At 63.0% G+C, this 25,543-nt stretch carries 25 protein-coding genes; 11 read left to right on the top strand and 14 right to left on the bottom strand.

Annotated features, from left to right (window positions below; translation table 11 throughout):
• Positions 1-57: 57 nt before the first annotated feature.
• The 3 genes from M1D34_RS24965 to M1D34_RS24975 are packed head-to-tail and all read right to left on the bottom strand — an operon-like array spanning position 58 to position 2,448.
• A complete protein-coding gene (locus tag M1D34_RS24965) occupies positions 58-468 on the bottom strand; it encodes a c-type cytochrome (protein ID WP_010975083.1) in 411 nt (136 codons plus the stop codon).
• Between the two features lie 13 nt (positions 469-481).
• Positions 482-1,312, bottom strand: coding sequence for an S-formylglutathione hydrolase (fghA, locus tag M1D34_RS24970; protein ID WP_498782970.1), 831 nt, complete (start codon positions 1,310-1,312; stop codon positions 482-484).
• Positions 1,313-1,320: 8 nt separating this feature from the next.
• A complete protein-coding gene (locus M1D34_RS24975; protein WP_498782972.1) occupies positions 1,321-2,448 on the bottom strand; it encodes an S-(hydroxymethyl)glutathione dehydrogenase/class III alcohol dehydrogenase in 1,128 nt (375 codons plus the stop codon).
• Positions 2,449-2,617: 169 nt separating this feature from the next.
• On the opposite strand from M1D34_RS24975, the gene M1D34_RS24980 reads away from it, so the two are divergent.
• On the top strand, positions 2,618-3,259 hold the full coding sequence (locus M1D34_RS24980) for a hypothetical protein (protein ID WP_498782974.1): 642 nt from the start codon (positions 2,618-2,620) through the stop codon (positions 3,257-3,259).
• A 127-nt stretch (positions 3,260-3,386) separates the two neighbouring features.
• Here the strand turns inward: M1D34_RS24980 and M1D34_RS24985 are convergent, their stop codons facing one another.
• Complete coding sequence (locus M1D34_RS24985; RefSeq protein ID WP_498782976.1) at positions 3,387-4,445, bottom strand: quinoprotein relay system zinc metallohydrolase 2; 1,059 nt, start codon at positions 4,443-4,445, stop codon at positions 3,387-3,389.
• 172 nt (positions 4,446-4,617) lie between these two features.
• Between M1D34_RS24985 and M1D34_RS24990 the strand changes: the two genes are divergently transcribed.
• Positions 4,618-5,430, top strand: coding sequence for a quinoprotein dehydrogenase-associated SoxYZ-like carrier (locus tag M1D34_RS24990; protein ID WP_498782978.1), 813 nt, complete (start codon positions 4,618-4,620; stop codon positions 5,428-5,430).
• 73 nt (positions 5,431-5,503) lie between these two features.
• Here the strand turns inward: M1D34_RS24990 and M1D34_RS24995 are convergent, their stop codons facing one another.
• The 6 genes from M1D34_RS24995 to M1D34_RS25020 form a co-directional block, all read right to left on the bottom strand.
• Positions 5,504-5,857: a hypothetical protein gene (locus M1D34_RS24995; protein WP_029962147.1), complete on the bottom strand. Its 354-nt coding sequence runs from the start codon at positions 5,855-5,857 to the stop codon at positions 5,504-5,506.
• Positions 5,854-6,525: a hypothetical protein gene (locus tag M1D34_RS25000; RefSeq protein WP_498782980.1), complete on the bottom strand. Its 672-nt coding sequence runs from the start codon at positions 6,523-6,525 to the stop codon at positions 5,854-5,856. Before M1D34_RS25000 ends, M1D34_RS24995 begins: the two co-directional genes overlap by 4 nt.
• Positions 6,526-6,631: 106 nt before the next feature.
• A complete protein-coding gene (locus tag M1D34_RS25005; protein WP_498782982.1) occupies positions 6,632-8,875 on the bottom strand; it encodes a hybrid sensor histidine kinase/response regulator in 2,244 nt (747 codons plus the stop codon).
• On the bottom strand, positions 8,872-10,041 hold the full coding sequence (locus M1D34_RS25010) for an FIST N-terminal domain-containing protein (RefSeq protein WP_498782984.1): 1,170 nt from the start codon (positions 10,039-10,041) through the stop codon (positions 8,872-8,874). The genes M1D34_RS25005 and M1D34_RS25010 overlap by 4 nt, the downstream gene beginning before the upstream one ends.
• Positions 10,042-10,085: 44 nt before the next feature.
• Positions 10,086-10,775, bottom strand: a complete 690-nt coding sequence (locus M1D34_RS25015; RefSeq protein WP_498782986.1) for a response regulator — start codon at positions 10,773-10,775, stop codon at positions 10,086-10,088.
• A 224-nt stretch (positions 10,776-10,999) separates the two neighbouring features.
• Entirely contained in the window at positions 11,000-11,209 is a 210-nt protein-coding gene (locus tag M1D34_RS25020; RefSeq protein ID WP_498782988.1) for a hypothetical protein, read from the bottom strand.
• Between the two features lie 205 nt (positions 11,210-11,414).
• Between M1D34_RS25020 and M1D34_RS25025 the strand changes: the two genes are divergently transcribed.
• Both M1D34_RS25025 and M1D34_RS25030 read left to right on the top strand, forming a co-directional pair.
• On the top strand, positions 11,415-12,446 hold the full coding sequence (locus tag M1D34_RS25025; protein WP_498782990.1) for a four-carbon acid sugar kinase family protein: 1,032 nt from the start codon (positions 11,415-11,417) through the stop codon (positions 12,444-12,446).
• A gap of 3 nt (positions 12,447-12,449) precedes the next feature.
• Complete coding sequence (locus M1D34_RS25030; RefSeq protein ID WP_003532059.1) at positions 12,450-13,151, top strand: FadR/GntR family transcriptional regulator; 702 nt, start codon at positions 12,450-12,452, stop codon at positions 13,149-13,151.
• A gap of 121 nt (positions 13,152-13,272) precedes the next feature.
• Here the strand turns inward: M1D34_RS25030 and M1D34_RS25035 are convergent, their stop codons facing one another.
• The 3 genes from M1D34_RS25035 to M1D34_RS25045 are packed head-to-tail and all read right to left on the bottom strand — an operon-like array spanning position 13,273 to position 16,528.
• Complete coding sequence (locus M1D34_RS25035) at positions 13,273-14,379, bottom strand: iron-containing alcohol dehydrogenase family protein (protein WP_498782993.1); 1,107 nt, start codon at positions 14,377-14,379, stop codon at positions 13,273-13,275.
• Positions 14,376-15,341, bottom strand: coding sequence for a 4-hydroxythreonine-4-phosphate dehydrogenase PdxA (gene pdxA, locus M1D34_RS25040; protein ID WP_498782995.1), 966 nt, complete (start codon positions 15,339-15,341; stop codon positions 14,376-14,378). The genes M1D34_RS25035 and pdxA overlap by 4 nt, the downstream gene beginning before the upstream one ends.
• Positions 15,341-16,528, bottom strand: coding sequence for a sialidase family protein (locus tag M1D34_RS25045; protein ID WP_498782997.1), 1,188 nt, complete (start codon positions 16,526-16,528; stop codon positions 15,341-15,343). The genes pdxA and M1D34_RS25045 overlap by 1 nt, the downstream gene beginning before the upstream one ends.
• Positions 16,529-16,848: 320 nt before the next feature.
• On the opposite strand from M1D34_RS25045, the gene M1D34_RS25050 reads away from it, so the two are divergent.
• The 5 genes from M1D34_RS25050 to M1D34_RS25070 all read left to right on the top strand — a co-directional run bounded on the left by M1D34_RS25050 (position 16,849) and on the right by M1D34_RS25070 (position 22,805).
• Positions 16,849-18,348 carry an ABC transporter substrate-binding protein gene (locus tag M1D34_RS25050; RefSeq protein ID WP_013850154.1) on the top strand — a complete coding sequence of 500 codons (1,500 nt, stop codon included), beginning with the start codon at positions 16,849-16,851 and terminating at the stop codon, positions 18,346-18,348.
• 85 nt (positions 18,349-18,433) lie between these two features.
• On the top strand, positions 18,434-19,348 hold the full coding sequence (locus M1D34_RS25055) for an ABC transporter permease (protein ID WP_003532054.1): 915 nt from the start codon (positions 18,434-18,436) through the stop codon (positions 19,346-19,348).
• A 13-nt stretch (positions 19,349-19,361) separates the two neighbouring features.
• Positions 19,362-20,285: an ABC transporter permease gene (locus M1D34_RS25060; protein ID WP_498783000.1), complete on the top strand. Its 924-nt coding sequence runs from the start codon at positions 19,362-19,364 to the stop codon at positions 20,283-20,285.
• A complete protein-coding gene (locus M1D34_RS25065) occupies positions 20,278-21,924 on the top strand; it encodes an ABC transporter ATP-binding protein (protein ID WP_498783002.1) in 1,647 nt (548 codons plus the stop codon). The genes M1D34_RS25060 and M1D34_RS25065 overlap by 8 nt, the downstream gene beginning before the upstream one ends.
• Complete coding sequence (locus M1D34_RS25070; protein WP_498783004.1) at positions 21,924-22,805, top strand: dihydrodipicolinate synthase family protein; 882 nt, start codon at positions 21,924-21,926, stop codon at positions 22,803-22,805. The genes M1D34_RS25065 and M1D34_RS25070 overlap by 1 nt, the downstream gene beginning before the upstream one ends.
• 19 nt (positions 22,806-22,824) lie before the next feature.
• Here M1D34_RS25070 and M1D34_RS25075 read toward each other — a convergent pair whose 3' ends face one another.
• Entirely contained in the window at positions 22,825-23,319 is a 495-nt protein-coding gene (locus tag M1D34_RS25075) for a DUF2243 domain-containing protein (protein ID WP_498783006.1), read from the bottom strand.
• 311 nt (positions 23,320-23,630) lie between these two features.
• Between M1D34_RS25075 and M1D34_RS25080 the strand changes: the two genes are divergently transcribed.
• Positions 23,631-24,557, top strand: a complete 927-nt coding sequence (locus M1D34_RS25080; protein ID WP_498783007.1) for an amidohydrolase family protein — start codon at positions 23,631-23,633, stop codon at positions 24,555-24,557.
• A 39-nt stretch (positions 24,558-24,596) separates the two neighbouring features.
• On the top strand, positions 24,597-25,538 hold the full coding sequence (locus M1D34_RS25085) for an amidohydrolase family protein (RefSeq protein ID WP_498783009.1): 942 nt from the start codon (positions 24,597-24,599) through the stop codon (positions 25,536-25,538).
• Positions 25,539-25,543: the final 5 nt, after the last annotated feature.

Raw genomic sequence — 25,543 nt, forward strand, 5'->3', positions numbered from 1 at the left:
TCCGTCTGCTACAGGGGTACCTTGCTTCTGTCCTTGTTTTCGCCTCCTCCTCTTCGATCAGGGAAAGGTTGCCAGATACGCGATTATATCGGCGCGCTCCTGATCCTTGCGCAGACCCGCAAAGGTCATCTTGGTGCCGGGTAGGAAGCCCTTCGGACTCGTCAGAAACTCAGCGATCTTCTCCGGCGTCCAGGTAAGCCCTGCCTCGGCCGCCTTGCTCATCGCCGGCGAGTAGGCGTAGCCTTCGGCTTTGCCGGCCGACCGGCCGATTATCCCGTTCAGCAAGGGTCCGGTCTTCGATTTGGCATCCGGACCGACGGCGTGACAGGCCTGACACTTGCGGAAGACTTTCTCGCCTGCCCCGGGATCTCCGACCGAGGGATCCAGGGCAAGAGCCGGCGCAGCAGCGCCAAGAGTTCCACCGAACAGGACGAAAGCGGTCAGCAGGGTACCAAGTCTAAAAGCCATTCTTTCCTCTCCCTTACGCGGCGTTCAGCCGCTCTGCATGCCAGCGCACGTGGTCCTCGCCGAAGCTCGCCACGAAGTAATAGCTGTGATCGTAACCCGCCTGCAGCCGGACCACGCCGGCCTGCCGCCGCTCCGCCAGCAAGCGGGCCATCGCCTCGGGCTGCAGCTCGTCCAGAAACTGGTCCGCCGCGCCCTGATCGATCAGGATATCGCCATGCCAGCCGAGCTCGCCGAGAAGCAGGCAGGCGTCATAGCTGCCCCAGTCGGCCTCGTCGTCGCCGAGATAGGCCGAGAACTGCTTGCGCCCCCAGTCGGACCGGGTCGGATTCACGATCGGCGCGAAGGCCGAAACGGAGCGGAACAATTCCGGATTGCGGAAGGCGATCGTCAGCGCGCCGTGGCCGCCCATCGAGTGCCCGGTAATGCCGTTGACGCCGTTGAGCGGCAACTGCTCCCGCAGAAGGGCGGGCAATTCGGTGACGATATAATCATACATGCGATAGTGCGGCGACCAGGGCTTCTGCGTCGCATTGACATAGAAGCCCGCACCCTGACCGAGATCATAAGCCTCGTCGTCGGCCACGCCCTCGCCGCGCGGCGAGGTGTCGGGGAAAACCAGCGCCAGCCCCTGCTCGGCCGCGTGCCGCTGCAGGCCCGCCTTGATCATGGCGTTCTCATGCGTGCATGTCAGGCCCGAGAGATACCACAGGAGCGGTACCGAACGCGTCCGCGCCTGCGGCGGCATGTAGAGGCCGAATGTCATCTCGACGCCGCAAACCTCGGAGGCGTGGCGGTAGACCGACTGGGTTCCGCCGAAACATTGGCTTTGCGTTACGAGTTCCATCTTCGCGCTCAATAGAGGACCACGCTTCGGATGCTCTCGCCGGAATGCATGAGCTCGAAACCCTTGTTGATGTCCTCGAGCGGCATGGTGTGGGTGATCATCGGATCGATCTCGATCTTGCCCTCCATGTACCAGTCGACGATCTTCGGCACGTCGGTGCGGCCGCGCGCGCCGCCAAACGCGGTGCCCATCCAGGTGCGGCCGGTGACGAGCTGGAACGGCCTGGTCGAAATCTCCTGGCCGGCGCCGGCGACGCCGATGATCACCGACTTGCCCCAGCCGCGATGCGAGGCTTCGAGCGCCTGGCGCATGACCTTGGTGTTGCCGGTGCAGTCGAAGGTGTAGTCGGCGCCGCCGATCTGGTCGGCACCGCGCTTCGTCAGGTTGACGAGATAGGGGACGATGTCGTCGCCGACCTCCTTCGGATTGACGAAGTGGGTCATGCCGAACTTTTCGCCCCAGGGCTTCTTGTCGTTGTTGAGGTCGACGCCGATGATCATGTCGGCGCCGGCAAGGCGAAGCCCCTGGATGACGTTGAGGCCGATGCCGCCGAGACCGAAGACGATGGCGGTGGCGCCGATCTCGACCTTGGCGGTGTTGATCACCGCGCCGATGCCGGTGGTGACGCCGCAGCCGATGTAGCAGATCTTGTCGAAGGGGGCGTCCGGATTGACCTTGGCGAGCGCGATCTCCGGCAGCACGGTGAAGTTCGAAAAGGTCGAGCAGCCCATATAATGGTGGATCTTGTCGCCGTTGATCGAGAACCGCGAGCTGCCGTCCGGCATCAGCCCTTGCCCCTGGGTGGCGCGGATGGCGGTGCACAGATTGGTCTTGCGGCTGAGGCAGGAGGGGCAGGAGCGGCATTCCGGCGTATAGAGCGGGATGACGTGGTCGCCCCTCTTCACCGAGGTGACGCCGGGGCCGACATCGACGACGATGCCGGCGCCCTCATGACCGAGGATCGCCGGGAACAGCCCCTCCGGATCGGCCCCCGACAGCGTGAAGTCGTCGGTATGGCAGATGCCGGTCGCCTTCACCTCGACCAGCACCTCGCCGGCCCGCGGGCCTTCGAGCTCGACTTCGGTCACGACAAGGGGTTTTCCGGCCTGAACGGCCAGAGCAGCGCGAGTGCGCATGGATGCCTCCGGTACTACGTTATGTAAGCGGCCTTGTGAGGCCTTGTGCACAGATTACAGACGGGCCAAAGCACAAAGACAATTGCGACCTTAGTGTGTAAAACGCGTCCTTTGGCTTCTCCCCCGGTCACCCTATACTGACACCCGTGAGAACACGGAGACATCAAGGATGAGAGCCGCCTGTCATGCGCTTCGCCGGATGCGCGGTTTGCCGCTCAACCTGGCGCTAGGGCTGGCGCTTTGCCTGACCCAAGCCCCCGGCATCGCGGGAGCAATGGATTTTTCCGATCCCGACTGGCCCTGTATCCAGCGCAAGGTCGAGAACCTGTCGGCGAGCCTGATGTGGCCCGCGCCGGTGACCCGCACGCCTCTTTCGCCCGAAGCAAACGATCTCGTGGAAGCATTGTCGCTTCGCCGGGTCAGCCTGGAAGAGGCAGATGCGCATATCAGGGCTTTCGTGGAGCGGAACAAGCAGGTCGACGGTCAACTGCTCGGCAACATCTTCTACGGCGTGTTCGACAATATCGCCGAGACCCGCCAGCGGCTGATCGCGGGAATAGCCCGCTATTCCCGCAGCCAGATCGCGCTCTCGTCGCGCATCGAGGGCGCGCGCGTCGAGATGGCGAAGCTTTCGCGGGAGAAAAGCCCCGATTTCGACCGTATCGACAAGCTGGAGGAACAGATCGACTGGGACGAGCGCATTTATCGCGATCGCTCGCAGGCGCTCACCTATGTCTGCGAAACACCGGTGCTTCTGGAAAAACGCGCCTATGCGATCGCACAGATGCTGCTGAAGCATGTGCCTGATTGACGCTTGAACGCATCGGATCTGCGGATCGTGCCTCCCGAGAGGATCAATTCCGCATTTGTCACCCCGCTAGCGCTTTGAACTACGCACTTCCCGCACGGGAAACCGTCGCACTTTCGCGGGAGTGGCTCTAAGGATCCCATTCCATCTCCGTATAGGCAGCCGTGGCGTTTTGCGGGTTCAAGAGATCGAACAGGCGCCATCGGCCCGATTCGGTTTGACCGATGACCTCGTTTGCTTCCCCGAGCGCCAGGCCGTCGTCGAGCGCTTTCTTTGTATCGGACTCCAGAACACGGAGGTAGCGTTCGAGCGGCGCGGCGGCCTGCGGCCAGTCGAGCAGCGGCCCTCCATGGCCGGGCACGACCTTCGGCGCGCCGAGGTCCTTCATTTCGGAAAGAGCGGCGAGCCAGCCGCGCAACGATCCGTCGAGGGCCGGCATGTGGGTGTCGAACAGCAGATCGCCGGCGAAAAGGATACCGGACGTCCGGTCGAAGACGGTGAGGTCGGTAGAGGTGTGCGCCGTCGGCCAGGTGCGCAACTCCAGCACCCTGCCGCCGAGGTCGATCGCCTCCTCCTGCGCTATCGCCCGATCCGGCGCGACTATGCGGCTGCCCAGGAAGGCCGCCTCGCCGATCCGCCGGGCGTAACTTGCGCGATAGTCTTCGGCGCGGTCGGCAAGCGCCCGCGCCAAATTGGCCTGGCCGAGCACTGCCGCGCCTGCCTCGCGAAGCGGCTCGGCGCCGAAGACATGATCCGGATGCATATGCGTCAGGATCAGATGGCTGATCGGCAGCCGACTTCGTTCGCGGATCGCCAGATAGATCTCTTCTCCGAGCTTGCGCGCGCCGCCGGAATCGATCACGGCGATGCTGCGCGACCCTACGACGAAGCCGAAGTTGGACACGTCGCCGCCGTTTTCCGCATCCGGCTCCCCCACCCGGCCGCGATGCAGGAAAACCCCCGGGGCCGCCTCGCTGAAGGAGAGAGCCGACTTGGGCCTCGGGGCACAAAATGGCGGCTTCTCGGTCCACTCGTCCGGCTTGCGTGTGACGGAGTGCAGCGCATGCTCGCACCCCGCTTTCGTCTCCGCCGCAAAGCCGGGCACCAGTGCCACCCGGCAGATCTCGCTCGGCGGCGCGTCAGGAACGGCTGCAGCAAGGATGCACATCGTCACGAATGCTTCGAACACCTCGAGCCCCCGGCATTTTCGAGAAAGTGGGCGATACACGAACTCGGCGATCTACAAGATTGCGGCCGCCGGTCGCGCCAGACAACATATCCGAAAGGCTCGCTTCTGCTCCCGGGCATCTCGTTCTATGCTATAAGATACTCACAGCCTGTCCAAAAAGGGGCTTTGAACCATGAAGCTCATTCTCGCGCTTATTCCCGCAATGCTGACGGCAAGCCTCGCATTTGCCGAGCCGGAGAAGCCGAACAACCCGCTTGCAGACGGCACGACCTGGCGCGATTTGAAGGGCGACGTCGTCGGCGAGGCGGCCATTCTCGACGGCTCCGCCCTGTTCTCCGTCACCGCGCCCTACCGCGCCAACGACGCCGCGACGGTGCCGGTCACGATCGAGCAGACGGACGCGGCGGCGGACCCGATCGAATCCCTCAAGCTGGTGATCGACGAGAACCCGGCGCCGCTGGCCGCGGAAATCCGCTTCGGCCCCGCAATGGCACCGCTGAAATTCGAAACCCGCGTGCGCGTCAACCAATATTCGAACGTCCGCGCGATCGCCGAAACGCCACAGGGCATTTTCATGAATGGCCGCTTCGTCAAGGCATCCGGCGGCTGCTCGGCGCCAGCCACAAAGGACCCGGTCGCGGCACTGAAGGATATGGGAGAGATGCGGCTGAAGCTCTTCGACGGCAAGGGGGACGTACAGAAAGCCCGCCGCGAGGCGCAGATCATGATCCGCCATCCGAACTATTCCGGTCTCCAGCGGGACCAGATCACCCAGCTCTTCGTCAGTGCGAAATTCATCACCGAATTGGTCGTGAAGCAGGGAGACGAGCTTCTGTTCGCGCTCGACGGCGGAATATCGATCAGCGAGAATCCCGTGTTCCGCTTCAGCTATACCGACAATGGTGCCTCGGATTTTACGGTCCATGCGGTCGATACGGACGGCAATGTCTTCGACCGCGTCCTGCCGAAGACGCCGCCCGCCTGAATGGTAGCTGAATCAGCCTGACGCCACGCACTTCCCGACGAAGAACCGCGACACACTTTTCCTGGAAGTGCTTTTAGAAACACAGCATCTCCGCCTCGGCCTGGGCGCGTCTCAGATCCGCGACCATGGTGCGTGGCACGACCGCCGACTTGAACATGGCCAGCTGTTCGCCGCTCCCCTGCTGGAGAGACAGCACCGTTTCAGCCTGGACATATTTGTCATAGGGCAGGATGGATGCGATCACATCGATCGAACAGGCGCATTTGCCCAATACTTCCCGACTCTGGCCGTTGGCGGCCATGCAGCCGAACACATAGTCGGCCCGGACCTCGGTGGGATAATCGTTGAGGCGCTCGGACATGCTCTGCCCGCTTGCGGGGATTGCCGCCATCGCGATTGCGAGCGCTGCCAGGGCGGCGCGCATCATGGCCGCCGCTCCGCAGCTTCTTTCAAGGTGATCGCGTGGGAATAGCCGGCCTCGGCCCCGCCCGACGCCGAAGGAACGGTGGCCACCAGCGAATAGTACCAACCGGGAATCTCTTCCGACACGGTGACGGCGAGCGACAATTGCGAGATCCGCCCCATTTGCGCGCGCGCCTTGTCGTCTTCGAACGGCCGGATCGTCACCTCGCGCGCGGCGATTTCGCGGTCGTGATAGCGCAGCGATACCGGCTCGATCTGCGCATCCCGCAGCAGGGCTTCCTTGACGCGGTTACGCATGTAGAAGGGACTGCCGCCGGATTGTGCCGCAAGATCGGAAAGCACGCTTTCGAGAAAATACATGATGAGCGGATTGCCGACCGAGGTTGGATAGGTGCCGAGCCCCCGGGACTGGCTGCCCTGATAGAGCGTCATCGCGACATTGTCGTCAACCTTGAGGCCGACCGTGAAGCTGCCGGCCCTCTGCCCTGCATCGGCGCCCGACACGACCTTGTCGTAGACGAGCGAGCTCTGCTCCTCTTCGGAACCGTCCTTCGCGGCGTCCAGCCCTTTCAACGCCGCCGAATGGAAGAGGAGCTCGTAGGTCTCCGCAGCAGCCACGGGTCCGTGCCCCGGCCCCAGCAGGAATAGAGCGATCAGGAGAAAAATACGCATCGCAGATCCACCGTCCGATTGTGGCCCGTTCCGAGGCTCCGTTTACCGGCTTCGAGCCTAGCAGCGGCCCCGGCAATGTCATCGGAGACCTTTGTCTGTGTTTGTCTCACGCCACGCGGGCCCGGGTCTTCCAGTCGATCAGCGCCCTGAGCCGCACCAGCTGCACCGGCTTGGTGAGCACGGCGAAGGACATTTCGTTACAGAGCTGCAGGAATTGCCGCTGCCGGTTGGCGGAAATGATGATCGCCGGTATTTCGGCTCCTGCGAGCGCGCGCAGCGTATGGATGGTTTCTATGCCGTTGTCCTCATCATCCAGCTGATAATCGACCAGCAAAATGTCGGGGGCCGTGCCGATTTCCTGCATCAGCGCCGCCGCATCGGCAGTCGAGTCCGCGGCCAGAACGCTGGCCCCCCAGCTTTCCAGAACCTGCGTCATCGCGTGAAGTTCGTCGGTATCGTTCTCGACGATCATCACGATCAGATCGAGGCTGCCGTCGAGCATCGGCTCCATTCTCGGATCCTCGCTGACGCTGGCACGGCCGGGCGCGACCAGTGGCACTTCGATCGAGAAGACAGAGCCCCGGCCGGGCTGCGATGCCAGCCGGATGGGGTGATCGAGATGCCGGCATGCCCGCTCGACGATCGACAGGCCAAGTCCCATGCCAGGGCCTTTCGCCGCGCCACTTGCGCGGGTGAACTCCTTGAATATCCGTGTCCGATCTTCCTCGGATATTCCGACGCCGGTATCCCACACTTCTATCCGCACGGCATCGCCTGTCAGCCGGCAACCGACAAGCACGCGACCGCGCTCCGTATATTGGATGGCGTTCACGACAAGGTTCTGGACACAGCGCATCAGATAACGCTGATCGCTGCTGACCCAGCGTGAGGAGGGCACGATCCGAAGGTCGATCCCCCTTTCCGTCGCCAAGGGCGCCAGATCCTCGGCCACGCCCTGCAGCAGGTTTCCGAGATTGAACGAGGTGACGTTGAACTCGGCTCCCGAACTGTCGAGCCGCGAAATGTCGAGAAGCGCCTGCAGGAGCGATTCGATCGAGGTGAAGGATCGCTTCAGGCGCCTGACCACTTCCTCCGTGCCCGGCTGCCCCACCTTGTCCGTCAGCATCGACAGATAGAGTTTCGCGGCGTTGATCGGCTGAAGGAGATCATGACTGGCCGCCGCCAGAAAGCGGGTCTTGGATATGTGGGCTGCCTCGGCAGCCTCCTTGGCGTGCCGAAGCGCCGCCTCGATCTTGGTCTGCTCGTCGGCATGTATCTGCAGCAGGCGATTGGCCTCGGTCAATTCGGCCGTGCGCTCCTGTACGCGCTGCTCCAGAAGCGCCGAGGCCTGCGTCTCTGCCGTCACGTCCATGATCGAGACGATGAAGCCGTCGTCGGGTAGGGAATGGATGCGGATGTCGAGGCTCATGCCGTCGCGCCGGCGGAAGCGCTCCTGCACCGCCTCGCCGCGGCGCACGGCCTTGAACCAGCCGGCGACCCTGGACCGGCGCCCTTCGCGTTCGAGAATCTCGTGACGCTCGACATGTTCGACGATGCGCTGAAAGGGGCTTCCCTTTTTCAGGAGCGAAAGCGGAACGCCGAGAAGCTCACCGAAGCGCTCGTTGCGAACCAGCAATTCGCCGCCTGACGAAAACGTGCAGATGCCGAGCGACATGTGATCGAAGGCTGCCTGCAGCAGATGGGACTGCTGGTCGATCAGGCGGTTCTTCTCGCGCCGGTTCTCGCGCACGATGTCGGTGATTTCGGTCTGCAGGACCGTGATGTTGCCGGAACTGGTCTGCCGGTAGGAAATCTGGAACCAGCGATCGTTCCGCAGCACCATCACGAAGGACGAAAAGCGCTGGCCGGATCCCTGCTCCTTCGCCACCGGCTGAGGCCGGCCTGCCAAAGCATTCTCCTCCCGGTTCAGATACTTGCTTGCGTTGACCGCTGCAAGATAGTCGTCGAAACCGAGGCCGGGCTTGATCAGCGGCTCCACGTCTGGCAGCAAATTGCGAAATTGGGCATTGCAGGCCTGCAGTCGTTCTTCGGAAAAGAGCGCGAAGCCGTCCTCCATCGCCACCATGGCATCGGCGAGGTTTCTCTGGATCCGCTCCTGCGCCTGGTAGGCGACCTCGAGCTCGCTCGAGGCCCGGTCGAGCGTATCGAGGGCCTTTTCGAGATCCTTGGTCTTTTCCCAGACCTCCGCCTGAAGGGCGATGGCGGATTCGAAGAGCGAATAGGCGGAGCCACCGACTTCGTGGCCGCGCTCGGCCCGGTTGACCAGCGCCTCGATGATCCTTGCCTGCTTTGCGATCTGAAGTTCGTAGGGCTCGTTCGGATCGATCATAGCGGCGTCCCCGCCTTCGGCCGGAAAAAGGCGACGCCGACAAAGGTCTGGTTCACGTGCACGCCGAGATGCTGTTCTCCATAGGTGTTGAAGCCGACGACGCGGCGCTGCCGCAACTGCTCGGAAACCTCGCTGTCCAGACCCTTGCGCTCGATCTCGAGCTTGCGCAGATAGCAATCGAAACCGAGGATGAAATCCGGGGCCTCACCGTCATGGCCGCTGACCGCCAGCCCCGTCTCGAGCGTGCGGATGATCTCCTTGCCGCGGCCGAGGCGCAACAGCAGGCCATCGTCGATCGCCGACAGGAAGGTGAGCCCGTGCTCGCCTTGAATCTGCTGGATCGCCCGCACGTGATAGAGATTGCCGTTGCGCACCAGCACCGGATTCTCGGCGAAGACCATCGGCGACAATTCGCCGACCGGCACCTTGACCAGCCGGGCATATTCCTCCGCCGCCGGCGAGCCGTTGATCTCCAGGACCAGCCGTTCCTCCGGGACAGCGCGGGTAACCACCATGCGCTTGTCGGTGGGCTGAAAATGGTCGAAGCCGAGACCGCTGAACTCCAGATCGGTTTCGAGCAGCAGGAGGAGCGCGGCGTTGCTGTGGAACTCACCGTTGCGAAGCACCTGGGTGCGCTTGAACCGCAGCCCGTCGCCGGCCGAACCGCCAAAGACGGGAATGTCCTTCAGCCCCGCCTCCAGGGCCGCAACCAGAATATCCTCCTGCTTGGACAGTCCGTCGGCAAAGATCAGCGCCAGCCGCTTCCGGCCCGGCGTCACGCGAAACTGCGTGGCGAGCCGCTCCGTCTGGGAAACGACATCGGCGATCGAAACCGGGGAAATCGGTTGGAACAGAATCGAGGCCACCCGAAAATGATGCCGCTGGAAGGCGACCGCCAGCAGAGTATCGTTTTCATAGCCGCGCGGCGTGATCTGGCCGGCTGTCGTGCAGCCGAAGACGACCGTGTTCGGCAGCGACTTTCTAAGAGCAGCGGCAAGGTCGTCCGGCTGCAGCCGGTTCGGCACGAACAGAAAGATGAAGCTCGGCCTCGCCGTGGCGAGCTGCCGTCTGATTTCGGCGAGGGCAGTGAACGCATCGTCGGCGCGTGATGTCGCGAGCCGCACCGCCTCGGCGGGTTTGCGGTCAAGATCGTCGACAGCCGTCATGCACCGTCACCCTCCAACTCCCATCCCAGCACGCCGGGCACACCTCACTGCAGGCTGTGGCGGATCGATACTTCGCGTACCAGCATCGCCGCCTGGGTGCGATTGTGGACGCCCAGCCGGCGCAGAAGCGCTGTGATATGCGCCTTGACGGTCGCCTCGGCCAGTTGCATCTCGTAGGCGATCAGCTTGTTCGGCATCCCTTCGCAGATCAGGCTCAGAATGCGGGTCTGCTGCTGCGACAGATGGGCGATCTTGCGCGAGATCGTCTCCACCGACTGGTCCGTGGCCGTCGCGCGCGCCGGCACCGCGTAGCCCGGCGGCACATAGGTCTTGCCGTTCCAGATATCCTGCATCGCTTCCTGGAAATTATGACGATCGATGTCCTTGGGGATGAACCCCGCGGCTCCAGCGGCGATGACCGACTGAACCACGTCCTTCGACGTGAAGGCGGAGATCACGATGACCGGAATATCGGGCATCTTCTCCTTGATTTTCAGAAAACCGCTTAAGCCGGACGCATCAGGCAGGTTCAGATCCAGCATGATCAGATCGGGCGAGAAGCGCATCCTGAGCTGCTGCAGCGCTTCACTCAGCGACGTCGCCGTTCTGATCCGGCGCGTATTGAAGGTGCTTTCCATCGTCGCCGCCAGAGCATCGCAATAGAGCGGATGATCATCGATCACGAGGGCCGACTTTATCGAAAGCGAATGAACGGGCAAGGTTGTCCGCGGCATGGCTCTCCTCCCGAGATACTTCCAAGCCAATAGAGCGACTCAAAGCCACTCCGAGTTCACCGAGAATATCTCTCTCCCAGGCCGTCGTACTCTCCCCAGCACGACGCGAATCGTTGTCGCACAGTTTTCCACCCCGGGCAATTCCGAGATTTGCCATGCGACGCTACACCGTCGGCGATACGCTTACGAGATTCAAGCGCCTAGTTCTGGGGGTGCCCAGGTACTCAGACGGGGCGGCTCGCATCCGCAACTCTGCATCGCCACTTCTGGACGCGAAGCGCCGGATGCTGCTCTGACCATTCGGCGATGTACACCGCAGACTGGAACATGCATTGATTCAACGACCTCAGGTCCTGAAACTGCAGCGTTTCCTCCCGGCACTTTTCGGGTGCAGTTGCAAGGCATACGGTCAGTACGAGCGTCACCGGCTCCATGACTTCTCCCGTTTCGGATGACGTTTACGCAGGGGCTAATATAGCCGTCAACGCGTGAATGCGCCAGCTGTGTGACGGCTTTCCGTCCGGATGTGCACGAAGCCTTTTCCCGGCATATTTGTAAATTTAAATTTGCAAATCCTTGCAATACATGTAGAAAATACCGCACGTAAGATAACAACAATCGGATTTTCAGCGCCTCCCCATGCTTGTGATTCTCGCCGATGATCTGACGGGTGCTCTTGATTCAGCTGCCCCGTTTGCGGGCCGCGGCCTTCGTACGGAAGTCGCTCTCGCGCTGGACTCCGTGGATGCTGCACTGGCGGACGGGCCGGAGATCCTCGTCGTCAACCTCAAGTCCCGCGAGATTTCCCCGCACGAGGCGCGCAAGGCGACATCCGACGTCCTGAAGCGCGTCCCTGAGAATGCGCGGATTTTCAAGAAGGTCGACTCGCGGCTGAAGGGCAATATCGAAGCTGAGCTCGACGCCACCCCTTTTGCCCGCGCGCTCGTCGCGCCGGCTATCCCCGATTTCGGCCGTGTCGTGGTCGCTGGCCATGTCCGGGGGTTTGGCGTGGAAGCGCCCATCCCCGTCGCCGAAAGGCTTGGCAGACATGCGGAACGGACATTGATCCCCGATACGATGTCTCGCAAAGACATGCTCGCCGCATTGGCAAGCGCCGAGACGGCCGGCTGCGACCTGATGATCGGCGCAAGGGGGCTTGCCGATGCACTTGCCCATCGGATGACGGATAGCGAAACGCTGCCGCTGATACCGCTGCCCCGGCAACCTATACTGATCGTCGTCGGGTCGCGTGACCCGATCACAGTCGAGCAGGTCGACGTGCTGCGCGATAACCGCCCCGCCGAATATTTCCCGGCGGCCGGAGGCAGGGTGCAGAAGCCTGTCACCCCGGCAACTGGAACGGTGACGATCGTACAGGCGATCGAGGGCGAGACGCCGCTCAATCCTGCCGATGTCTCCGCGAACCTGGCCGACAGCGTCGTTCCTGCTTTCACCGGCGCGGCCGCGACCCTGCTTCTTACCGGTGGCGCAACAGCCGAGGCCGTGCTGGCGAGGATGGGCGTTTCCCGTTTCCGCCTCCTCGGCGAATGCATGCCCGGGATGGCGCTGGCCTTTACCGATGGCCGCTATATCATCACCAAGTCCGGCGGCTTCGGCGGGCCGGACACGCTGAGCGACATCGCAAGGCAGATAATGGGGGAGGCGAGATAGACGATGGGACTGCAGGAAGGGACCCCCCGCAAGGGCCTGCCCGACATCGTGTTCGAAAGAATGCACCGCGCGATCAAGTCCGGCGCCTACAAGCCGGACGAGCGTCTGCCGACGGAGCATGAGCTGGCGACGGAGTTCGAGGTATCCCGGCCGATCGTCCGGGAGGCGCTGAAGCGCCTCAGGGACCAGGGGCTCATCTATTCCCGGCGCGGCGCGGGCAGTTTCGTGAGAGCCGTGGGCCTTCGCGAGCCGCTCGGCTTCGGTCAACTGGAAAACGTCGCCGATCTCCTGAACTGCTATGAATTCCGGCTGACGCTGGAACCCGCAGCCGCAGCCGCGGCGGCGCTCCGGCACGATGAGACGAGCCTCGCATCGATCCGCCGGGCCCTCGAACTGCTGCGCGACGCCACCAACAGGCAGTCCCACAGGGAAGATGCCGACTTCCAGTTCCATCTTGCGATCGCCCGTGCGGCCCAGAACAGCTACTTCTCGACCGCCATGGAGGCGCTGAAGGAGCACATCGCCGTGGGCATGAAGTTCCATGGCATCTCGGTGAAGCGCGAGGCAAGCGGCCTATCCAGGGTTTTCGCCGAGCACGAGGCGATTGCCGATGCCATCGCCGCCGGCAGTGCCGAAGAGGCCCGGATGCTGATGCTGAAGCACCTGACCGGATCGCGCGACCGCCTGTTCCTGGCCTCGCAGTAGAGGCAGGACCGGCCGAGGGAGAAGGTGAAGGGAAGGATACCCCGCCCCGACTTGGTCTGGCTGGATCCCTGTGACGAGCACAGGGATGAGCCGCGGCGGGTATCCCGAATCTCAACAGGCCTTAGAACGCTGCCCGGTAGATCTCCAGCACATCGGCCTCGCTCATGTCGACCGGATTGTTGTCCATCAGCCGCCGGATCGCATGCGCATCCGCGGCAAAGCGCGGCAGGTCGGCCGCCGTCGCGCCATTGGCGGCCAGAGACATCTCTATGCCGAGGCCGGCGCAGAAATCTTTCGCGGCCGACAGCAGATCACGTTGCGAGAGACCCTGCCCGAGCCCGAGGGCATCCGCGACTTCCGCCGTCTTTGCCGCAGCGGCCGGCTGGTTGAAGGCAAGCACATGCGGAAAGATGATCGCATTGGCGAGACCGTGCGGCAGATGCAAGAGCGTGCCGAGCGGATAGGAGATGGCGTGCCCGGCCGCCGTGTTGACGGGGCCGAGGCATATGCCGCCGTAATAGGAAGCCAGCATCATGCCCTCGCGCGCCTCGGTATCTTCGCCGTCGCGCACGGCACGGGCGAGATATTTGCCGACGAGGTTGAACCCCATGCGGGCGAAGCCGTCGATCATCGTATGGGCTTTGCGGTTGGTGAAGGCCTCGACGCAATGGGCCATGGCATCCACGCCGGTCGCCGCGGTGACCGCAGGCGGCACGCTGTAGGTGAGTTCCGGATCGAGCACGGCGAGATCGGCGATCATGTGCGGGCTTTCGACCGCGATCTTGCTGCCCTTGCCCGGGTCGGTGATCAGCGAACGGATCCCGGCCTCAGAACCCGTGCCGGCGGTTGTCGCGACCTGCGCAAGGCGCGTGTTGCGGCCGGCCACGCGATTGGGTCCGGCGACATCGGCGAGCGATTGCCCGGAGTCCCAGAGTACCGCGACCAGCTTGGCGACATCCATCACCGAGCCGCCGCCGAGACCGACGATCAGATCCGGGCGAGCGTTCCGCGCGGCTTCCACCGCCGCCTCGAGTGTCGCGATATCCGGTTCGCCGGGGATGGCGTCGAATAAGGTGACCTTGCCCGAGAGCTTCAGGCTGTCGGCAAAGCCGGACGTGACCGGCGTCGCAATGACCAGGGTGGAGCCGACCTGACCGGCCCAGGCGCCGACTTCCCCGATGCTTCCGGCGCCGACGACAAGCCGGCGCGGCTGATGGATCGTGATCATGACGCTGCCTTTCTGCTTGCCTGGCCGGCCACGAGCTTGCGCGCATAGGCGATCGCGGAATTCAGGTTGCCGTGGTTGGCGATACCCTTTCCGGCGATATCGAAGGCAGTGCCGTGATCGACGGAGGTGCGGTCGATCGGAAGATCTACGGAAACATTGACCGCCGTATCGAAGGCGACCAGCTTGATCGGGATATGACCCTGGTCGTGATATTGCGCGACGACCAAATCGAAGCCTCCCGAATAGGCGCGATGGAACACGGTATCGGCAGAGATCGGCCCCTCCACGTCGATGCCTTCTTCACGCGCGGCCGCCACCGCAGGCCCGATCTGATCATCGTCTTCCGTGCCGAACAGGCCGTTCTCGCCGCAATGCGGATTGATGCCGGCGACCGCGACGCGCGGGTGCTCGTAGCCGATGCGCTTCAGGTGCGCGTTACCGGCGCGGATCGTGGCAAGGACCCGCTCGGTGGTGGCGCGGCCGATCGCCTCCTTGAGCGACACATGGGTCGAGACGTGAATGACCTTGAGGCGCTCGGAGGCAAGCAGCATATAGGCGGCGCTCGATCCGGTCAGGCTGCGCAGCATGCCGGTATGGCCGTCGTAATGGTGGCCTGCCATATTGAGTGCTTCCTTGTTGATCGGCGCCGTGACGATGCAGCCGATGTTGCCGGCCTCGGCATCGCGTACCGCGCGCTCGATGAACCGGAAGGCTGCGTCGCCTGCCACTGCCGAAAGGCTACTCCAGGGGAGCGGCGCGCCCTCGACCGTAAGGTCGACGACATAGGGCTGAAGATCGACCGAGAGACCAAGCGCCTCCCTTGCAGCCTCGAGCGTCGCCAGGTTGCCGTAGATACGGGTAGCCTCCCGGTCCGCAGCCGACATCTCAGCAAGCGACCGGACCGTGATCTCCGGTCCGACGCCACAGGGATCGCCCATGGTGATGCCGATAATCTTGCTCATCAGTTTCTCCCCTCGTCGGCCCACCCGGGCGGCAGACGGACATATTTGATTGCCCGCCGATGGTAGGTGTAGGCGACGTGCAGGCTGCCGTCGTCCCCTTCCAGGAGCCACGGATAGGACATTTCCTTGTTGTGTCCATCGGTCGAATTGTTGGAAAGGCAGGTCCCCGGTCCGTCCTCGATCGCGATACGATCGGGGAAGGTCCGGCCGCCGTCGGCCGACAGGCAGACGCTCACCGGCGCCCGCGGCACGCCCCAGATCGGCACGCAGCCGCCTGAAGGATCGGCATCGGGCCGGCCGTCGTCGTCTCCGAGCTCGTCGTAAAGCGATGCGCGCCGGTCGGCCGAAAGGGCCGCATTCACCGGATTGCAGATCATCGCCAGCCGGCCGTCCCTGAGCCTGACGACCGCGATGGAGGAATTGTTGTTCGGCACGTCGGTCGGCGCCGGCAGGCTCCACGTCCGCCCGCCGTCGACGCTCTCGACGCGATAGACCTGGTCCGCCTGGCGGCGGCGGAAGAAAGCGGCGTAGCCGGTGTCGCCGACGCGCACCGGGCTCATGTGCACGCAACCGATCGAGCCGTCGAGATCGGCGAGCTGCCAGCTTCGGCCGCCATCGATCGAGACGCCGACGGCCGCATTGTCGTGGCTGCCGTTCCACTTCTGGCCGGGGCGCTGGATGCAGCGAAAGATCGGCAGAAGCCAGGCCCCGTCATCTCTGATGACCAGCGGCGCGCGGATGAAGCAGCCGCGCGGCAGGTCGAGATAGCGCCCCTCGGAAGCGGCAAGCCTCGTCGGATCAGCGGCATCCCTCTCGATTGCGGCCATACGGATGCGGCATTCGTCCTGGTTGCCCGAAGGCTGCGACGTGTGGAAAAGCCAGAGCCGCCCGTCGGGCGCCGTGAACAGCACCGGGTTCTGCTCTGAGTGCCCGGCATCGAAGCTCAGCCGCTGCGGCTCGCCCCATTGCGCGGCGCCTGGCGCGAGCACCGACGCGAAGATCGAAATGTCGGATTTTCCCTCGAGCGTCCCACCGAACCAGGCACAGACGAGACTTCCGTCCTCGAGCCTGTGCAGAAAGGCTGCGTGGTTCTGCACCATGGGCGAGGGCAGGAGCGATTCCAATCGCCCACCCCCGGTCTCCCGGAGCTTGCCGGTCATTGCGTTTGCGATTTCGTCAGGCGTCATGAAAGCCTCCTCATGCATTGGACAATCGCGGAATTTCGAAAGTTGTCAAGTTTTCTATTTGTCTGCAGCGCGTTCAGGCCCGGGCGTATTTGCCACCAACATGTTGTTTTTGCTACTTAGTTTCGAGATAAAAATTTTTCATTCCAGAATATAGGCGAAAACAATTTGACAAACTTGCTGAGAAATCGGATGGTCTGGACAATTCGGCGGCAGAAGGGCGCTTAGCGGCGAGGAGGCTGATTGCCGCTAATACCTGCATGGAGAGAGGCGCACGAAGGTCGCCGCGCCACACACGAGATCCTAGAGGGAGGAGAATGCAAATGAAAAGAACGCTGATTATGGGAGCCCTGATGCTGGGCTCCGCGCTCGCCCCGGCCTTCGCGGCATCGGGGCCGGTCAAGATCGTTCTGCCGGAAGAGGCGGACCTGCTCGAACCCTGCATGGCCACGCGCTCGAATATCGGCCGCATCATCATGCAAAACGTCAGCGAGACCCTGACCGAGCTCGACGTTCGCGAGGGCAAGGGCCTGATGCCTCGTCTGGCGGAAAGCTGGGAGCAGAAGGAGGATGGCAGCTGGCGCTTCAACCTGCGCAAGGGCGTGAAGTTCTCCGACGGCACCGACTTCAACGCCAAGGACGTCAAGTACAGCTTCGACCGCGTGATGAGCGACAAGAATGCCTGCGAGTCGCGCCGCTATTTCGGCGGCATGAACATCAAGATCGACGTCGTCGACGACACGACCGTAGATTTCACGGTCGATCCGGTCCAGCCGATCCTGCCGCTGCTCCTGTCGTTGCTGACGATCGTGCCGGAAGAGACGCCGATGGAATTCGTGCGCGAGCCCGTCGGCACCGGTCCCTACAAGCTGACCGACTGGACGCCCGGACAGCAGATCGTGCTTTCCGCCCGGGACGACTACTGGGGCGAAAAGCCCGAGGTCACCGAGGCGACCTATCTGTTCCGCGCCGATCCTGCGGTCCGCGCCGCGATGGTCCAGACGGGTGAAGCCGACCTTTCCCCGTCGATCTCGCAGACCGAGGCGACCAACCCTGCCACCGACTTCTCCTATCTCGACAGCGAAACCGTCTATCTGCGCATCGACCACAATATCGAGCCGTTGAACGACGTCCGCATCCGTCGCGCTCTGAACCTTGCGATCGACCGCGAAGCCTTCCTCGGTACGCTGGTGCCCGACAGTGCCGTCCTCGCCACCGCGATCGTTCCGCCGCCGACGCTCGGCTGGAACCCCGACGTGAAGGTCTTCCCCTACGATCCCGAGCAGGCCAAGAAGCTCATCGAGGAGGCCAAGGCCGATGGCGTCAAGGTAGACACGCCGATCACCATCATCGCGCGCACCGCGAACTTCCCCAACGTGACCGAGATCATGGAGGCCATCCAGGCACAGTTGCAGGAGGTCGGACTCAAGGTCGAGCTCAAATTCGTAGAAGTCGCCGAGCACGAAGTCTATTACTCGAAGCCCTTCAAGGAAGGGCGCGGTCCCCAGCTGGTTGCCGCGATGCACGACAACTCGAAGGGTGATCCCTCCTTCTCGATGTTCTTCAAATACGACTCCGAAGGCACACAGTCGGGCTTCTCCGATCCGAAGGTCGACGACCTGATCGCCCGTGCCTCGGCTGCCGTCGGAGACGAACGCGCCAAGCTCTGGTCCGAGGTCATCGCCTACGTCCATGACGAGGTGGTGGCAGACGTGCTGCTGTTCCACATGGTCGGTTTCTCGCGGGTGTCCGAGCGACTGGACTTCAAGCCCACGATGGCGACGAATTCCATGCTGCAGCTCTCCGAGATCAAGATCAAATGATCTGAACCGCGGACGAGCGGCCATTCGAAATGAAGACCTTCCGGCGGCGGGACCCTCGCCGCCTCATGCAAAATCGAGGGCTGCCATGCTCAGATTCATCCGCCAACGTGCGCTCGCAAGCCTGATCTCGCTCATCGGCCTGATCGTCATGGTATTCTTCCTGTCCCGGATGACCGGCGACCCGGCGGCCCTGTTTCTGCCCGTCGAAGCCTCCGCCGAGATGAAGGAGCAGTTCCGCGAGCTGCACGGACTGAACGATCCGATCCTCGTCCAGTTCGCCCGCTATGTGGGCGATGTCGTCACCGGCGACCTCGGCGAATCCCTGCGCAAGGCCCGCCCTGCACTCGATGTCGTCCTCGAAGCCTTCACCTGGACACTCTGGCTTGCCGTCATCACGATGACGCTCGTCACAGGAGCGGCGATCGTCGTCGGCTCGCTGGGCGCCTTCCGCTCCGGCGGCTTCTTCGACCGGCTGTCCTCGATGGTCTCGCTCATCGGTGCGTCCGTCCCGGATTTCTGGCTGGCGATCGTCGCCATCGTCATCTTCTCGATCAACTTCGCGATCCTGCCGACATCCGGCACCGGATCGGTCGTGCACTGGATCCTGCCGATCGCGGTTCTCTTCGTCCGCCCCTTCGGCATCATCGTCCAGGTGGTTCGCGGTTCCATGGTCAGCGCGCTTTCCTCGGCCTATGTGAAGACCGCGCGGGCCAAGGGCGTGAAGTCCGGGCCGATCATCTTCATCCACGCGCTGCGCAATGCGATGCTGCCCGTCATCACCGTGGTCGGCGACCAGGCGGCGAGCCTGCTGAACGGTGCGGTCGTGGTCGAGACGATCTTCGGCTTTCCCGGCGTCGGCAAGCTCATGATCGATTCCATCCTGCAACGCGATTTCAACGTGGTGCTGGCGGCGATCCTCGTCACGGCCATTGCGATCTTCCTCATGAACGTGCTGATCGACCTCGCCTATGCGCTGCTCGATCCGCGCATCCGGCACTGAGGAGGAACCGACCATGACCCTGGCAACCACCGACAATGTCATCGCCGCAGAGCCGTCCTTCCCGGTCCGCATGATGCGCATGCTGCTGGCGGACAAGTTCGCGCTTTGCGCGGCGATCTTCCTTCTCGTCATTCTCACCATAGCCATCATCGGCCCGGCCTGGCTGGGCGACCTCGCGACGAAGCAGAACCTGCGCGGCCGCAACCTGCCGCCATTCGACTGGACCCGCACCTGGGTCTGGTGGATGGGGGCCGACGCGCTCGGCCGTCCGCTTTTCGCCCGCATCATCGTGGCCGCTCAGAACACCCTGATGGTCGCCGCCGGCGCCGTGATCCTGTCCTCGGTGATCGGCACCGTTCTCGGCCTCATCGCCGGCTTTTCCTCGCCGCGCATGAGCCAGATCATCATGCGTCTCGCCGACGTGATCATGTCCTTCCCGTCTCTGCTGATCGCGGTGATCGTACTCTATGTGCTCGGCTCCTCGATCCTCAACCTCATGCTGGTGCTCGCCATCACCCGCATTCCGGTCTATCTGCGCACCACGCGCGCCGAAGTGCTCGAGATCCGCGAGCGCATGTTCGTGCAGGCTGCCCGGGTCATGGGCGCCTCCAGCAAGCGCATCCTCTTCCGGCACATCCTGCCGGTCGTGCTGCCGACGCTGACGACGCTCGCCACGCTCGATTTCGCCTATGTCATGCTGGCGGAGAGCGCGCTGTCCTTCCTCGGCATCGGCATCCAGCCGCCGGAAATCACCTGGGGCCTGATGATCTCGCAGGGCCGGCAATATCTCACCAATGCCTGGTGGCTCTCCTTCTGGCCCGGCCTTGCCATCATTCTCACCACCATGTCGCTCAACCTGCTGTCCAACTGGATGCGGATCGCGCTCGATCCGGTACAGCGCTGGCGTCTCGAAATGAAGGGCGGCAAAAATGGCTGAACATCTGCTCGAGGTCCGTAACCTCTCCGTCGAGTTCCACACCGCGGCCGGCGTGGTCCATGCCGTGAAGTCGATCTCCTATCACCTCGACAAGGGCGAGACGCTGGCGATCCTCGGCGAAAGCGGTTCCGGCAAGTCCGTCTCCTCCTCGGCGATCATGAACCTCATCGACATGCCGCCGGGCCGCATCAGCGCCGGCGAAATCCTGCTCGACGGCAGGGACCTGCTGACGATGCCTGCCGAGGAACGGCGCGAGGTCAACGGCCGCCGGGTCGCCATGATCTTTCAGGATCCGCTCAGCCATCTCAATCCGGTCTACAGCGTCGGCTGGCAGATCTCCGAAGCCATGACAACTCACGGGCTCGCCGGCAGCAAGGCGCGCGAAGAGGCGCTGCGGCTCCTTCGCCGCGTCGGTATTCCCGAGCCCGAGCGGGCAATGCGCAAATATCCGCACGAATTCTCCGGCGGTCAGCGCCAGCGCGTCATGATCGCCATGGCGCTGGCGCTCCGGCCGGACCTCCTGATCGCCGACGAACCGACCACCGCGCTCGACGTGACCGTGCAGGCCGAAGTGCTGAAGCTTCTGAAGGAGCTGCAGCGCGAAACGGGCATGGCGGTGCTGATCATCACCCACGATCTCGGCGTCGTCTCCGAGATCGCCGACCGGGTCGTCGTGATGGAAAGGGGCGCCATCGTCGAAGCGGGAACCGTGCGCGAGATCTACAAGAACCCGCAGCATCCCTATACGCAGAAGCTCATCGCCGCCGCCCCCGGCAAGGGCGCGATGCACGAACCCGGCGCGCGCGCCGAACCCCTGCTCAGCGTGCGCGACGTGCGCAAGACCTACGGCTCCTTCGAAGCGCTGAAGGGCATCTCCTTCGATCTGATGCCCGGCGAGACCATGGCTGTCGTCGGAGAGAGCGGCTCCGGCAAATCGACGCTTGCCCGGGCCCTTTTGCGTCTCGACGAGCCGGACAGCGGCACGGCGCTCTGGAAGGGCCGCGACCTGTTCACGCTGTCGCCGGCAGAGCTCTACAAGCTCAGGCGCGACCTCCAGATGGTATTCCAGGACCCGACCCAGTCGCTCAACCCGCGCATGACGGTCTACCAGCTGATCTCCGAGGCATGGGTCATCCATCCGGACATCCTGCCCAAGGCAAAGTGGCGTGAACGCGTCGCGGAGCTCCTGGTGCAGGTCGGTCTTTCGGCCGAGCACATGAGCCGCTATCCGCACCAGTTTTCCGGCGGCCAGCGGCAGCGCATCGCCATTGCCCGGGCGCTTGCGCTCGAGCCGCAGCTGATCATCTGCGACGAGGCCGTTTCCGCGCTCGACGTCTCCGTCCAGGCGCAGGTGATCGAGCTTCTCGACAGGCTGCGCCGCGAGATGGGGATCGCCTTCATCTTCATCGCCCATGACCTGCCGGTCGTTCGCGATTTCGCCGATTACGTCATGGTCATGCAGCAGGGAGAGGTCGTCGAGCTCGGCACCGTCCGCGAGGTCTTCGATACGCCGCGGCAGGCCTATACCCGCGCCCTTCTCGCGGCCAGCCTCAGTCCCGATCCGGATGCAAAGGCCGGCCACCTAGCATCGGTGCCGGCCGAGGCTGCCGACATTCTTATCCCAAAGCGGAGTCACTGATGTCCAAGAAAGCCTTCGTCGCCCTCGTCACCTGCTTCAACGAGGACGAGACCATCAATTACGAGGCGACCCGCGCCCAGGTACGCCGGCAGGTCGCCGCCGGCAACAATATCATGTGCGCCGGCACCAATGGCGACTTCACCGCGCTCACGCACGAGGAGAAGATCCGCCTCACCGAGGAAGTGGTCGACGAGGTCGGCGGCCGCGTCGATGTCATCGTCAATGCCGGCATGCCCGCGACCTTCGAGACGCTGCAGCTCGCGCGCGCCTTCGACCGCATCGGCGTCAGCGGCATCGCCGTCATCACCCCCTTCTTCATCGCCTGTACGCAGGACGGCCTGATCCGGCACTTCTCGACGGTAGCCGATGCCGTGGAGACCCCCGTCTATCTCTATGACATTCCCTCCCGCACCCAGAACCATATCGAGCCGGAGACGGCGTTGAAGCTTTCCGCGCACGGCAATATCGCCGGAATCAAGGATTCCGGCGGTGCGCAGGATACGCTCGGGGCCTATCTGCAGGTGGCGCGCGACGTGCCGGGCTTCGAAGTCTATTCCGGCCCCGACCATCTGGTTCTCTGGTCGCTGCAGAACGGTGCGGCCGGCTGCATTTCCGGCCTCGGCAATGCCATGCCGGAGGTGCTCGCCGGCATTCTCAGCGCGTTCAACAGCGGGAACATTGCGGAGGCGGAACGCCAGCAGGCAATCTACACCGCCTTCCGCACCGAGCTTTACGCCCTCGGCTTCCCGCCGGCCCTCGTCAAGCGCTCGCTCTACCTGCAGGACCCCTCCGTCGGCGCCTCCCGCCAGCCGGCACTGCTTCCGAGCGAGGAGCAGGACGCAAAAATCCGGGGAATTCTGGTGCGGCACCGGCTGCTGTGAGAGCGGTTCCCCACCCCGTTCATCTCGAAAGGTCTCGTTTACCGGACCGGTACAGGATCCACCCGGCAATCAGCATCAAGGCTCCCCAGAGAAGAAAGCCTGTGTCCCAGTAGACCCACTGATCGCGCGGCACGGTCTCGTTGACATGATGCAGGCCGAGAATCTGGTGGTTGACGGTGCCCTCGATCAGGTTGAAGCCGCCAAACCCGATGAGGAAGGTACCGGAAATAAGCTTTGCCGACCAAAGCAGGGGTCTCCGCCGCCCCCTGCGCCACAGAACGATCAGGCCCAGCACGACGAAAACGTATGTGCCCACATGGAAGAGGCCGTCGAAGAACGTATTCAGTCTCAGGTTTTCCAGGCTGTCCGGTGGAAAGCCTGCGCTGCTCAGCATGTGATGCCACTGCAGCACCTGATGCAGAACGATGCCGTCGAAGAAGCCCCCGAGACCGAGGCCGAGGAGGATTCCGGCTGCAGCGGGAAACTCTGCGTTTTCTTTTGCGGTGTCGTCCAATGCCTGTACTCCGCTGAGCAACCGCTCACAGAATGAATTCTTTCGAATTATTTATTAATTCATCAGTTTGATGAAATGTACTTTTCATTCCCTCTAAGCTGTCTTAATATTCTCCACGTCAGTAGAAGCGGTCAGCCGCGTTAGTATCTCACGATACAACATCCGGTCGGGAATTGCTGACATGCGATCGCGCAGACCGCAGCCCGACGGATCTTTCTGACCTCGCCTTCAGCAAAGTTGACGTCGAACTCCGGGGCGCTTCGCTCATGGACAATCCGTGAATTGGATTGACGGCAACTCTGGAGAGACTGATGATTATCGACATTAGCTGCTACCCGACCAAGATTGTGGATCTGGCCTGGCGGCACGATGGCGAGCCTTTTACAGGTGAGCGCCTCCTCAAGATGATGGACGGCCCTTATTATGTGAACGGGAAGCCGCGCCGCATCGACAAAGCTTTCATCCAGCCCCCGCAGGGCAACACCATTTACACCGACGGTTACGGCGATCTGACCGGCAAGGCGGCGATCCGGGACTACATGTCCTACACCGTCGAGCTCGTTCAGAAATATCCGGACCGCTTCCTCGGCTGCTTCGTCTACAATCCCCGCTACGGGACGCAGAACGGCGCCGAAGAAATCGAGCACCACGCCAAGGAATACGGCTTCAAGATGGTGCAGCTTCAGGCGAACATGCATGCCTACCGCCCCGACCGGGCGCTCGACTGGCTGCGGCCCGCGATGCGGAAATGCGCCGACCTCGGCCTCATCGTCAAGGTGCATACCGGCGACGGACCCTACAGCATCCCGACCGAATTCTATCCGATCATCCGAGAGTTTCCGTCGGTCAATTTCGTCCTCGGGCATTTCGGCGTGCAGACGGGCGGCGTCTATGTCTTCGAGCCGTTCCAGATGGCGATGGATGCGCCGAACATCTATGTCGAATCCGGCTGGTGCTTGCAGTCGCGCATCGTCGAATTCGCCAAGGAACTGCCCAAGCACAAGATCCTGTTCGGCACCGACACGCCCCCGAACGAGCCGGGTATGTGGCTGCGCCTTCTCGAGGTGCTGTGCCACGAGCCGCCCCAGGGGCTGAACCTCGACGAGGATACGCTCGAGGACTACCTCGGCAACAACATCGCCCGGATGATCGGTCTCGATCCGACGCCGCCGCCACGCAGCGTGGAGGAGGCGCAGGCGCGCCTCAGGGGCACCCATGCCAGCCTTCAGCCGGCATGAGCCTTCCGCACGCGCGTTTCATGAAATCGGAGAAATAGCATGATCATCGATACCCACCTCCACCCGACCAATCTGGTCGACGAGGCATGGCGCCACACCGGCACGCCCTTCAACGGCGAGCGCATGCTGAAGCTGATGGACGGACCCTATATGATCAACGGCAAGCCTCGCCGGATCGACATGGGCTTCATCCAGCCGCCGCCCGGCAATACAGGCTATCGCGACGGCAACCGCATGGGCCGCGAAGGCATCCGCGATTACATGGCGTATATCGCCGAACTTTGCCAGAAATACCCGGACCGCTTCATCGGCAACTTCAACTACAATCCCCGCTGGGGGCCGGAAAACGGCGCGGCCGAGCTCGAATTCCATGTCAAGGAATACGGCTTCAAGATGCTGAAGCTGCATGCCAACATGCATGGTTACCGGCCCGACCGGGCCCTCGACTGGCTGCGCCCGGCGATGAAGAAGTGTGCGGAACTGGGAGTGGTCGTGCTCATCCACACCGGTGATGGGCCCTACACCATTCCGACGATGTTCTATCCGATCATTCGCGAGTTCCCGATGGTCAATTTCATCATCGGGCATTTCGGGATCCAGACCGGGGGCAACTACTCGTTCGAGTCCTTCTGGATGGCGATGGACACACCCAACGTCTACTGCGAGTCCGGTTGGTGCTTCCAATCCCGCATCGTCGAATTCGCGAAAGAGCTGCCGAAACACAAGATCGTCTTCGGTACGGACTCGCCGCCGAACGAACCCGGCATGTGGATGCGAGAGCTCGAGGTTCTGTGCCACGAGCCGCCCCACGGCCTCGGCCTTTCCGAAGACGATCTCGAGGGCTATCTCGGCAACAACATCGCCAAGCTCGTCGGCATCGACCCGACCCCTCCGCCACGCAATCTCGAGGAAGCTCAGGCGCGCCTGACCGATACCTATGCGGGTCTGAGACGTGAGGAGCGCCAGCCTACTCCCGCCTGATCGGC

This window comes from Ensifer sp. D2-11 (assembly GCF_054161295.1).